The sequence below is a fragment of the Ramlibacter sp. genome, assembly GCF_028292805.1.
Classification (GTDB): domain Bacteria; phylum Pseudomonadota; class Gammaproteobacteria; order Burkholderiales; family Burkholderiaceae_C; genus Ramlibacter.
The window spans coordinates 1-11,316 of record NZ_JAQGLS010000128.1; the positions used below are offsets into that span (position 1 = coordinate 1).

Below are 11,316 nucleotides of genomic sequence, written 5' to 3' on the forward strand. Positions count from 1 at the left end.
TGCGCGTTCATCCTGCTGTTGAACCTGCAGTTCCCGGTCTGGCCTTCTTTCCTGACCCGCTGAGCGGAAGAGCACTATGGATCTCGTTACCAATCTTGCGATCGGCTTCGACGTGGCCTTCACGCCGATCAACCTCTTGTACTGCTTCATCGGCTGCCTGCTGGGCACGCTGGTTGGCGTCCTCCCTGGCATCGGCCCGGTGGCCACCATCGCGATGCTGCTGCCAGCCACCTACGCGCTGCCGCCCGTGTCGGCCCTCATCATGCTGGCCGGCATCTACTACGGCTCGCAGTATGGCGGCTCCACCACCGCCATCCTGGTCAACCTGCCAGGGGAGTCGTCGTCGGTAGTGACAGTCCTGGACGGCTACCAGATGGCAAGGCAGGGCCGCGCGGGCCCGGCGCTGGCCGCGGCGGGCATCGGCTCGTTCTTCGCCGGCTGCGTCGGCACCCTGATTCTGGCGGCCTTCGCCGCGCCGCTGACCGAGGTGGCCTTCAAGTTCGGCCCGGCCGAATACTTCTCGCTGATGGTGCTGGGCCTGGTCGGCGCCGTGGTGCTGGCCTCGGGCTCGCTGATCAAGGCCATCGGCATGATCATCCTGGGCCTGCTGCTGGGATTGATCGGCACCGACGTCAACTCGGGCGTCGCGCGCTTCTCGTTCGACATCCCCGAACTGACCGACGGCATCGGCTTCATCGTGATCGCCATGGGCGTGTTCGGCTACGGCGAGATCATCAGCAACCTGGGCAAGCACGAGAGCGAGCGCGAAGTGTTCACTGCCAAGGTCACCGGCCTGTTTCCGACCAAGCAGGACTTCAAGCACATGCTTCCCGCAATGTTGCGCGGCACGGCGCTGGGTTCGTCACTGGGCATCCTGCCGGGCGGTGGCGCCCTGCTGTCGGCCTTTGCCGCCTATACGATCGAAAAGAAAATCAAGCTCAAGCCGGGCGAGATTGCGCTGGGCAAAGGCAACATCCGTGGCGTCGCGGGCCCCGAGTCGGCCAACAACGCCGGATCGCAGACCTCGTTCATCCCGCTGCTGACGCTGGGCATCCCGCCCAACGCCGTGATGGCGTTGATGGTCGGCGCCATGACCATCCACAACATTCAGCCGGGCCCGCAGGTGATGACCAGCAACCCGCAGCTGTTCTGGGGCCTGATCGCCTCGATGTGGCTCGGTAACGCGATGCTGGTGATTCTGAACCTGCCGCTGATCGGCATCTGGATCAAGCTGTTGACGATTCCCTACCGCTGGCTGTTCCCGGCCATCGTGCTGTTCTGCGCCATCGGCGTGTACTCCACGAACAACAACACCTGGGACATCTGGATGGTGGCGATCTTTGGCGTGATCGGCTACACCTTCATCAAGCTGGGCTGCGAACCCGCTCCCTTGCTGCTCGGCCTGATCCTCGGCCCGATGATGGAGGAGAACCTGCGACGGGCGCTGCTGCTCTCGCGCGGCGACTGGAGCGTGCTGGTCACGCGGCCGCTGTCGGCCGGCTTGCTGGCTGCAGCGTTGCTGCTGGTGATCATCGTGATGCTGCCGGCCGTCAAGAGCAAACGCGAGGTGGCGTTCCAGGAAGAGGTCTGACGGTCCTTCCGGCCACATCAAGGGCGCCCTTCGGGGCGCCTTTTCCGTTGCGCAACGATCGTCCCTTCCGATGGCCGGTCCCGCCGCGCCCCGACGGCTTCAGCGTCCAGGCCATCATCGTCAAGCTGTCGTACCGCTACGGCGTCGGTGCGAGCGCGCCTGCGCCTCGCTCCGGCGCAAGGGCTTCCATGGCTGCCACGGCAGCCGGGTTCGGCTGGGCCTGGGCCAGGGGCTTGCGCGCCCCGGCCGCGGACGGCTTTGCCGCTCGTTGCTGCGGGTGACGGGGCCTGCGCCGGCAACGTGGCCAGGCTGCGGGCAGGCCAGTCAGCCGGGGCGGCCGCGGCGGCGTGAAGTCCGTGCGATGCGTATCATCCGCGGGACATTCATTTGGAAGGCAGGCATTGTATGAACCTCGGCATCGCCGGCAAGTGGGCGCTGGTTTGCGGCGCCAGCAAGGGACTGGGTCTGGGCTGCGCGCAGGCGCTGGCGCGCGAAGGCACGCACGTGTTGCTGGTGGCGCGCGGCACGGAGGCGCTCGAGGCTGCCGCGGCGCGGCTGCGTGCCGACGCCGAGGTGCCGGCTGGCACCGAGGTGCTGACGCTGGCGGCGGACATCACCACCGTGGAAGGCCGCGAGCGCGTGTTCGCGATGCGGCGTGACTGGGACATCGTCGTCACCAACGCCGGCGGCCCGCCGCCGGGCGACTTCCGGGAGTGGGACCGCGAGGCCTGGATCAAGGCGGTGGACGCCAACATGCTCACGCCGATCGAGCTGATCAAGGCCACGGTCGACGGCATGGCGGCCCGCGGCTTCGGGCGCATCGTCAACATCACCTCCAGCGCGGTGAAGGCGCCGATCGACATCCTGGGGCTGTCCAATGGCGCCCGCAGCGGCCTGACGGGCTTCGTGGCCGGCGTGGCCCGCACCAGCGCCCTGGCGGGCAAGAACGTCACCATCAACAACCTGCTGCCCGGCGCCTTCGACACCGACCGCCTGCGCGGGACGATGGAAGGCGCGGTCAAGAAGACCGGCCAGACGATGGACGTGGTCCGCCAGAACCGGCTCAAGACCATCCCTTCGCGCCGGTTCGGCGACTCCGGCGAATTCGGCGCCACCTGCGCCTTCCTGTGCAGCGCGCACGCCGGCTACATCACCGGCCAGAACGTGCTGATCGACGGCGGCGCCTACCCGGGCGCCCACTGAGTCAGCGGCGCGACGACACAACGATCCCGCCGACGATCAGCAGGAACGCCACGACGTGGTACGGCTGCGGCGGCTCGCCCAGGAAGGCGGCGGAGAAGATGGCCGCAAAGGCCGGCGTGAGGTTGGAAAAGAAGCCCGCGACGTTGGGCCCGACCCGCTGCACGCCCAGGCCCCAGCTGCGATAGGCCAGGATCGCGGGGCCGAGCGTGATGAAGGCCAGCGCCGCGGCCAGTGGCCAGCCCCATGTGATGCTGGCATCGGTGACGCCCCATTCGGCCGCCGTGAACAGGCCGGACCACAGCAGTCCCGGCACGATCTGCGCCATCAGGAAGGCCGCCCAGTCGGCGCGGATCTGCGGCGGGTCACTGGGCTGCGCCAGCAGCCAGCTGTACCAGGCCCAGGCGGCGGTGGCGAACAGCATGTAGATGTCGCCCGGCACGAAGCGCACCTGCGCCAGCCGCTCCGGGTGGCCGTGCGACAGCACCAGCAGCACGCCCGCGACCGACAGCAGCGCGCCGGCCAGTTGCCGGCCGGTGATGCGCTGGCCGAAGAACAGCGCACCCAGCGCCAGCATGAACACCGGGATGCTGGAGCCCACCAGCGTCACGTTGACCGGGGTCGAGGTCTTGAGCGCCAGGTACTGCAGCGAGTTGTAGCAGCCCACGCCGAGCAAGCCCAGCAACGCGTAGCGTCGCAGCAGCTGCGGCCACAAGGGGCTGCGCGTTCGCAGCACCCAGCCGGCCACCGGCAGCAGCAGCACGAAGGCCAGCACCCAGCGCAGGAAGTTCAGCGTGATCGGCGGCACCAGACCCGAAACCATGCGGCCCACGACCGCGTTGCCGGCCCACAGCAGCGGGGGCAAGGTCAGGAGCAGGGCGGTCGAGAGCGTCAGGCGCTGGTGCATCGGAGCGACGACTTTAGCCGAGCGGCGCGCGCGAGCCTGTCGAATTCGTGGCAGGATGGCGCCGCGCAACGCGACCCCCACAGGAGACATCGATCATGAGCAAGGCAATCCGCATCCGCCGCCACGGCGGGCCCGAGGAAATGGAGCTGGTCGACGTGGAGGTGGGTGAGCCCGGGGCCGGCGAGATCCGCATCCGCCACCAGGCCGTCGGCCTGAATTTCCTCGATGTCTACCAACGCTCCGGCCTGTACCAGCTGCCCATGCCGCTGACGCTGGGCATGGAAGGCGCCGGCGTGGTCGAGGCGGTCGGGGCGGGCGTCACGCACCTGAAGGCGGGCGACCGCGCCGCCTATGCCGGCCACCCGCCCGGCGCGTACAGCCAGGCGCGGGTGATGCCGGCCAAGTGCGTCTGCAAGCTGCCCGATGCGATCGGCTTCGAGACCGGCGCGGCCATGATGCTCAAGGGCCTGACGGCGCAGTACCTGCTCAAGCGCACCCTGCCGCAAGGCGGCCTGCAGGCGGGCGACCACGTGCTGTTCCACGCGGCCGCCGGCGGCGTCGGCCTGATCGCCTGCCAGTGGGCCAAGGCGCTGGGCCTGCAGCTGATCGGCACGGCCGGCAGCGACGAAAAGTGCGCGCTGGCCAAGTCGATGGGGGCGGCCCACGTCATCAACTACAACAGGGAAGATTTCGCGGCGCGGGTCAAGGAGATCACCGGCGGCCGCGGCGTCAAGGTGGTGTACGACTCGGTGGGCAAGGACACCTGGGACAAGTCGCTGGATTGCCTGGCGCCGTTCGGCCTGATGGCTAGCTTCGGCAACGCCTCCGGACCGGTGCCGCCGTTCGCGCCCGGCATCCTGGGCGCCAAGGGCTCCATCTACGTGACGCGGCAGACGCTGTTCACCCACATCGCCACCCGCGAAGCCACCCAGCGGATGGCCGACGACCTGTTCGCCATGGTCGCCGGCGGCCAGGTGCAGATCCGCATCGAGCAGCGCTACCCGCTGGCCGAAGTGGCGCAGGCCCACCGCGACCTGGAAGCGCGCAAGACGACCGGCTGCACCATCCTCATGCCGTGACGAACTGAGCAATGCCTTCCTACAAGCCCTTGGCTTGGCAGCTTGCAGTCGGGTTGGGCCGGCACCGGTAGATTCAGCTCCAACGAAGCCGCAAGTCCCGGCTTTCCGGAAGGATCCACCATGAAGTTTCGCGCCTATATCGTCGAGGACAGCCCGACGATCCGGGACAACCTGATCGAAACCTTGCAGGAGCTGGCCGAGGTCGAGTCCCTGGGCACGTGCGAAACCGAGCACGAAGGCAGGCGGTGGTTCGCCACCCACCACGACTGGGATCTGGCCATCGTCGACCTGTTCCTGCGCGAGGGCAGCGGCCTGAACGTGGTGGAGGCGATCCGCCAGCGCCGCCCCGGCCAGCGCGTCGTCGTCCTGAGCAACCACGCTACCCGCGACGTGCGCTGGCGCTGCGCGCAGCTCGGGGCCGACGCCGTGTTCGACAAGTCGACTGAAATCGACAAGCTGGTGGACTACTGCCTGCAGCGGCGCGAGCCGAGCCTGCGACTGGCCGCCGCCTAGCGCACTCCCGGGGCTATCATCGCGCCGCAACGGCCGGGCCCCGGCCGACCTGGAGAGCGCGTGAGCGTCGACATCATCGCCCTGGGCGAGCCCATGGTGGAGTTCAACCAGACCGGCGAGCGCGCCGGTCGGCTGTACCTGCAAGGCTTCGGGGGGGACACCTCGAATGCCGCCATCGCCGCGGCGCGCCAGGGCGCGCGCGTGGCCTACGTTTCAGCGGTCGGCGACGACGTCTATGGCCGCATGTTGCGCGAGCTGTGGGACCGCGAGGGGGTGGCGCACACCGACGTGCGCACCGACGCCGATGCCTTCACCGCCGTCTATGTCGTCGACCACGACGAGCGCGGCCACCACTTCAGTTTCTTTCGCCGGGGTTCCGCAGCCAGCCGCATGCGGCCGCAGGACCTGCCGGCCGACCGCATCGCGGGCGCCAAGGTGCTGCACCTGTCCGGCATCTCCGCGGCGATTTCCGACAGCGCCTGCGACACCTGCTTTGCCGCCATCGCGATCGCCCGGAAAGCGGGGGTCATGGTGTCGTTCGACACCAACCTGCGCCTGAAGCTGTGGCCGCTGGACCGCGCCCGCGCCGTGATCAAGGCGCTGATCGCCCGCTGCGACATCTGCCTGCCCAGCTTCGAGGACGTCGCCGCGCTCAGCGGCCTGGACCACCCGGATGCGCTGGTGGACTGGTGCCTGCACCTGGGCGCCAGGACGGTGGCGCTGAAGTTGGGCGAGCGGGGCGCCCTGCTGGCCGAGGGCGGCCGCCGGATGCGGCTGCAGCCGCATCCTTGCCGGCCGCTGGACGCCACCGGCGCCGGCGACACTTTCGGCGGCGCCTTGCTGGCGCGGCTGGTGGCGGGCGACGCGCTGGAGGCGGCGGGGCGTTATGCCAGCGTGGCCGCGGCGCTGTCCACGCAAGGCCATGGCGCGGTGGCGCCGATCCCGCGCAGCGGGCAGGTGCGCGCCGCCCTCGCCGCCGTCACTGCGGCCGGCTGACCTGCTCCGGCACCCGGAACCGGCTGGGCGCCAGGACGCCGGCCGAATCGAGGATCGGGTAGGCGATCGAGCAGATGTGCGAGTTGATGCGTTTCAAGTCGCTGATCAGGTCCAGGTGCAGCGAGCTGGTCTCGATGCTCTGGACCGTGTTCTCGGTCAGCCGCGTCAGGTGGGTGCCGGCGTAGGCGCGCTCCAGGTCGCGAAAGCGCACCTTCTCCTCCAGCAGCTTCTGGGCGTCGCGCAGCGACCCGTTGAGGAACACGCTCATGCTCAGGCGCAGGTTGTCGATCAGCCGGGCGTGCAGCTCGCAGATCTCGGCCATGCCGGCGTCGGAGAACTCGCGCGCCTTCTTGATCTTCTTGTCTTCGATGTCCAGCAGGATGCGCTCGATGGTGTCGCCGATCTGCTCCATGTTGATGGTGAAGCTGATGATGTCGGTCAAGCGCCGGCTTTCTTCCTCGCCCAGCGCTTCGCGCGAGATCTTGGTCAGGTAGTACTTGATCGCCGAATAGAGCTGGTCGACGGTGTCGTCGAGCTTGCGCAGATCCCCCGCCAGCCGCAGGTCGTTCTCCTTGATCACCCGCAGCATGCCCACCATCATGGTTTCCACGATGTCGGCCTGGTGCAGCGCCTCGCGGGCGGCGCAGGAGATGGCCAGCGACGGCGTGGCCAGCGCGGAGGGGTCCAGGTGGTGCGGTCGCCCGGCCACCAGGCTCTTGTCGGGCTTGGGCAGCCAGCGCTCCACGTTGCGGGCCACCACGTGGGTGAAGGCTATGAACAGCACGCCGATCAGCACGTTGAAGCCCAGGTGGAACAGCACCACCACCGTGGCCGGGTCGCCCAGGTAGGGCCGCACGTGACGCAGCCACAGGCCCACCAACGGCGCCGCCAGCAGCACGCCGACGATCTTGAACAGCAGGTTGCCCATCGGCACCTGACGCACTTCCACCGTGGACCTGGCCGTGGCCAGCACGCCCAGCAGGCCGCTGCCCAGGTTGGCGCCGAGCGTCAGGCCAACCGCCACGTCGAGCGGGATGGCGCCGGTGGATGCGAGCGTCGCCGTCAGCAGCACGATGGCCAGGCTGGAATACGCGACCACCACCAGCACCGCGCCCACCGTGATCTCCAGCAGCACGTCGCTGGACAAGGAAAGCAGCAGCGCCTTGATGGCCGGCGACTGCACCATGATCCCGGTGGACTCGGCCACCAGCCGCAGCGCCAGCAGCATCAGCCCAAGGCCGATCAGCACGCGGCCGAAGCGGCCCGCCGGCGCCGCCTGGCGCGAGATGAACAGCACCACGCCGACGAAGATGAACAGCGGCGACAACCAGGACAGGTCGAACGAGAACACCACCGCCATCAAGCTGGTGCCGATGTCCGCGCCCAGCATCACGGCCAGCGCCGTCGGCAGCGCCACCAGGCCCTGTCCGACGAAGGAGGAGACGATCAGTGCGGTGGCTGTGCTCGATTGCACCAGTGCGGTCACGCCGATGCCGGCGAGGGCGGCGGCTGGGCGGGTGTCGATGCTGCGGGCCAGCACGTGGCGCAGGTTGGCGCCGAAGACGCGCAGGATGCCGGTGCGAACGAGGTAGGTGCCCCAGACCAGCAGCGCGACGGCCGCCAGCAGGTTCAACAAATGCTTCATGTTTGAGGGAATCATACGCCCGGCCGTGGCTGGCCGGGGCCGGGCAATCCCTCGCGTCAGCGGCTCTTGCGCACCCGCAACAGTTCGTCCAGCACCAGGCAGGCGGCGCCGATGGTGATGGCCATGTCGGCGATGTTGAAGGCCGGGAAGTACCAGCCGCGCCAGTGGAACTGCAGGAAATCCACCACGTAGCCGTGCAGCAGCCGGTCGACCACGTTGCCGACCGCGCCACCCAGGATGCAGGCCAGCGCGAACGAGAACAGCCGCTGGCCGGCGTGGCTGCGCAGCAGGTACACGATGAACAGCGTGGCGACGATGCCGATGCCGGTGAACAGCCAGCGCTGCCAGCCGGAGGCGGCGGCCAGGAACGAGAACGCCGCCCCGGTGTTGTGGGCCCGCACCAGGTTGAAGAACGGCCACACGTAGGTGGAGTCGCCCAGCCGGTAGTAGCCCATGACCAGCACCTTGGTGAACTGGTCGGCGATCAGGATGATCAGCGCCAGCGCCAGCCAGGGCAGCATGGAGCCGGCGGCGGCCGGGGCGCCAAAGGCGGTGCTGCGGGCCATCAGGCGTGCACCCGCGCTTCGCCGGCGCCGTGCAGGTTGCTCACGCAACGCCCGCAGATCGTCGGATGGGCCGGATCCTGCCCGACGTCGCTGCGCCAGTGCCAGCAGCGCTCGCACTTGGTGTCGGCGGAAGCGTCGACCGTGATGGACAGCTCGCCATCGCGCAACGGCGTCGCATCCAGCGTGACCTTCGACGTGATGAACACGAACTTCAGGTCGTCGCCCAGCGAGCGCAGCAGGGCCAGGTCGGCGGCATTGGCGCGCACCGCCAGGTTGGCCTGCAGCGACGAGCCGACCTTGCCCTCGGTCCGCACCGACTCGATGTGCTTGTTGGCGACGTCGCGGATCTCGCGGATGCGGTTCCACTTGGCCAGCACCGCCTCGTCGGGGCCGCCGATCTCCGCGTACTCCTCCAGGAAGATCGAATCGGAGTTGCCGAAGATCTTCCAGGCCTCTTCCGCAGTGAAGCTGAGAAAGGGCGCCATCCAGCGCAGCATGGCGTGCGTGATGTTCCACAGCGCCGTCTGCGCGCTGCGGCGGGCCAGCGATTCGGGGGCGGTGGTGTAGAGCCGGTCCTTGAGCACGTCCAGGTAGAACGCGCCCAGGTCTTCCGAGCAGTACACCTGCAGCTTGGCCACCACCGGGTGGAACTCGTACACCTCGTAGTGCGCCAGCACCTCGGCCTGGAACTGCGCCGCGCGGCTGAGCGCGTAGCGGTCGATTTCCAGCATCTCGGCCAGCGGGACCGCGTCCCTGGCGGGGTCGAAGTCGCTGACGTTGGCCAGCAGGAAGCGCAGCGTGTTGCGGATGCGCCGGTAGCCGTCCACCACGCGGGCCAGGATCTTGTCGTCGCCGGCGATGTCGCCCGAGTAGTCGGATGCGGCCACCCACAGGCGGATGATCTCGGCGCCCAGCTTGCTGCTCACCACCTGCGGCTCGATGCCGTTGCCCATCGACTTGCTCATCTTGCGGCCCTGGCTGTCCACGGTGAAGCCGTGGGTGAGCAGGCCGCGGTACGGCGCGCGGCCATACATGGCGGCGGCGGTCAGCAGCGAGGAGTGAAACCAGCCGCGGTGCTGGTCGTGGCCTTCCAGGTACAGGTCGGCTTCGGGGCCGCTCTCGTGCCCGGCGCCGGCGTGCGAGCCCTTGAGCACCGTGCTGTGGGTGGTGCCGGAGTCGAACCAGACTTCCAGGATGTCGGCGCTCTTGCTGTACGCCAGCGCGTCGGCGCCGGCGCCGACCTGGGCCAGGATCTCCTCGGTGGAGGCCTTGCTCCAGGCTTCGATGCCGCCCGCTTCGACCATGGCGGCCGCCAGGTCGAGGATCTCCATCGTCTTCGGATGCAGCTCGCCCGAGTCCTTGTGCAGGAAGAACGGCAGCGGCACGCCCCAGGAGCGCTGGCGGCTGATGCACCAGTCGGGCCGGCCGGCGATCATGTCGCGCAGCCGCGCCTTGCCGTTCTCGGGGAAAAAGCTGGTTTCCTCGATCGCCGCCAGCGCCATCTTGCGCAAGGTGTCCGGCGCCTTGTCCTTGGTGAACACGCCAACGCCCTGGTCCATGCGGATGAACCACTGGGCGGCGGCGCGGTAGATCACCGGCGTCTTGTGGCGCCAGCAATGCGGGTAGCTGTGGACGATGGTCTCGGTCGCCAACAGCTGCCCCGCTTGGTCGAGCTTGGCGGTGATGTGCGGCACGGCCTTCCAGATGTGCTCGCCGCCGAACAGCGGGAAGTCGACGGCATACGAGCCGTTGCCCTGCACCGGGTTGAGGATGTCGTCGTAGCGCATGCCGTGCGCCAGGCAGCTGTTGAAGTCCTCCACTCCGTAGGCCGGCGACGAGTGCACGATGCCGGTGCCGTCCTCGGCGGTGGCGTAGTCGGCCAAATAGACCGGCGCCAGCCGCTGGAAGCCCGGGTCGACGTCGTACAGCGGATGCCGGAACTGCAGCGCGTCCAGGTTCTTGCCGATGGTGGTGGCCAGCACCTTGCCTTCGAGCTGGTAGCGCGCCAAGGCTTTCTCGACCAGCACTTCGGCCAGGATCAGGCGGCCGCGCGGCGTCTGGACCAGCGCGTAGCTGATCTCGGGGTTCAGGTTCAGCGCCTGGTTGGCCGGGATGGTCCAGGCAGTGGTGGTCCAGATCACGGCGAACACGTCGTCGGCGCCGGCCGGCAGGCCGAACGCCGCCAGCACCCGGGCCGGGTCATGGGCCTTGAACGCCACGTCCAGCGTCTGCGACTTCTTGTCGGCGTACTCGATCTCGAACTCGGCCAGGGAGGAGCCGCAGTCGAAGCACCAGTACACGGGCTTCAGGCCCCGGTAGACGAAGCCGCGCTCGACCACCCGCTTGAAGGCGCGGATCTCGTCGGCCTCGTTGCCCTTGTCCATGGTGCGGTAGGGACGGTCCCAGTCGCCCAGCACGCCCAGCCGCTTGAACTCGGTGCGCTGGATGTCGATCTGCTCGGTGGCGAAGGCGCGGCTTTTCGCCTGCATCTCGTCGCGCGGCAGGTTACGCCCGAACTTCTTTTCGATCGCGTTCTCGATCGGCAGGCCGTGGCAGTCCCAGCCCGGGATGTAGGCCGCGTCCAGCCCCTTGAGCTGGCGCGACTTGACGATCATGTCCTTCAAGATCTTGTTGACCGCGTGGCCCATGTGGATCTGGCCGTTGGCATAGGGCGGGCCGTCGTGCAGCACGAACTTCTGCCGGCCCTGGCGAGCGTCGCGCAGGCGCTTGTACAGGCCCTGCTCTTCCCACTGCCTGACCCAGCCCGGCTCGCGCTTGGGCAGGTCGCCGCGCATCGGGAAGGACGTGTCGGGCAGGTT

The 11,316-nt window shown here is 68.6% G+C and carries 9 protein-coding genes; 5 read left to right on the forward strand and 4 right to left on the reverse strand.

Annotated elements, in window-relative coordinates; translation table 11 throughout:
* Nucleotides 1–76: 76 nt before the first annotated feature.
* Nucleotides 77–1,591, forward strand: coding sequence for a tripartite tricarboxylate transporter permease (locus JWP65_RS07530; protein WP_299762243.1), 1,515 nt, complete (start codon nt 77–79; stop codon nt 1,589–1,591).
* Between the two features lie 405 nt (nt 1,592–1,996).
* Complete coding sequence (locus JWP65_RS07535) at nt 1,997–2,794, forward strand: SDR family oxidoreductase (protein ID WP_299762246.1); 798 nt, start codon at nt 1,997–1,999, stop codon at nt 2,792–2,794.
* A 1-nt stretch (nt 2,795) separates the two neighbouring features.
* On the opposite strand, the gene JWP65_RS07540 is transcribed toward JWP65_RS07535, so the two are convergent.
* Nucleotides 2,796–3,698, reverse strand: coding sequence for a DMT family transporter (locus JWP65_RS07540; protein WP_299762249.1), 903 nt, complete (start codon nt 3,696–3,698; stop codon nt 2,796–2,798).
* A 95-nt stretch (nt 3,699–3,793) separates the two neighbouring features.
* Here JWP65_RS07540 and JWP65_RS07545 point away from each other — a divergent pair, with 95 nt between their 5' ends.
* The 3 genes from JWP65_RS07545 (at nt 3,794) to JWP65_RS07555 (ending at nt 6,286) form a co-directional block, all read left to right on the forward strand.
* Nucleotides 3,794–4,777, forward strand: a complete 984-nt coding sequence (locus JWP65_RS07545; protein ID WP_299762252.1) for a quinone oxidoreductase — start codon at nt 3,794–3,796, stop codon at nt 4,775–4,777.
* 120 nt (nt 4,778–4,897) lie between these two features.
* Nucleotides 4,898–5,290 (forward strand): response regulator, encoded by a 393-nt coding sequence (locus tag JWP65_RS07550; protein ID WP_299762254.1) that lies wholly within the window; start codon nt 4,898–4,900, stop codon nt 5,288–5,290.
* A 60-nt stretch (nt 5,291–5,350) separates the two neighbouring features.
* Nucleotides 5,351–6,286, forward strand: coding sequence for a sugar kinase (locus JWP65_RS07555; protein WP_299762258.1), 936 nt, complete (start codon nt 5,351–5,353; stop codon nt 6,284–6,286).
* Here JWP65_RS07555 and JWP65_RS07560 read toward each other — a convergent pair.
* From JWP65_RS07560 to ileS, 3 genes are all read right to left on the reverse strand, one after another.
* Complete coding sequence (locus tag JWP65_RS07560) at nt 6,270–7,931, reverse strand: Na/Pi cotransporter family protein (protein WP_299762261.1); 1,662 nt, start codon at nt 7,929–7,931, stop codon at nt 6,270–6,272. The two genes, JWP65_RS07555 and JWP65_RS07560, sit on opposite strands and share 17 nt — an antisense overlap.
* A gap of 56 nt (nt 7,932–7,987) precedes the next feature.
* Nucleotides 7,988–8,497, reverse strand: a complete 510-nt coding sequence (gene lspA, locus JWP65_RS07565) for a signal peptidase II (RefSeq protein WP_299762264.1) — start codon at nt 8,495–8,497, stop codon at nt 7,988–7,990.
* Nucleotides 8,497–11,316: isoleucine--tRNA ligase (ileS, locus tag JWP65_RS07570; protein WP_299762265.1), on the reverse strand; the 2,820-nt coding region annotated here is incomplete at its 5' end. The genes ileS and lspA, both read right to left, overlap by 1 nt.

Excerpts from the sequence above, each read along its gene's own strand:
- JWP65_RS07550 (WP_299762254.1), top strand. The coding sequence starts at position 4,898 with ATGAAGTTTCGCGCCTATATCGTCGAGGACAGCCCGACGATCCGGGAC.
- JWP65_RS07540 (WP_299762249.1), bottom strand. The coding sequence starts at position 3,698 with ATGCACCAGCGCCTGACGCTCTCGACCGCCCTGCTCCTGACCTTGCCC.
- JWP65_RS07535 (WP_299762246.1), top strand. The coding sequence starts at position 1,997 with ATGAACCTCGGCATCGCCGGCAAGTGGGCGCTGGTTTGCGGCGCCAGC.
- lspA (WP_299762264.1), bottom strand. The coding sequence starts at position 8,497 with ATGGCCCGCAGCACCGCCTTTGGCGCCCCGGCCGCCGCCGGCTCCATG.
- JWP65_RS07530 (WP_299762243.1), top strand. The coding sequence starts at position 77 with ATGGATCTCGTTACCAATCTTGCGATCGGCTTCGACGTGGCCTTCACG.
- JWP65_RS07560 (WP_299762261.1), bottom strand. The coding sequence starts at position 7,931 with ATGAAGCATTTGTTGAACCTGCTGGCGGCCGTCGCGCTGCTGGTCTGG.
- JWP65_RS07545 (WP_299762252.1), top strand. The coding sequence starts at position 3,794 with ATGAGCAAGGCAATCCGCATCCGCCGCCACGGCGGGCCCGAGGAAATG.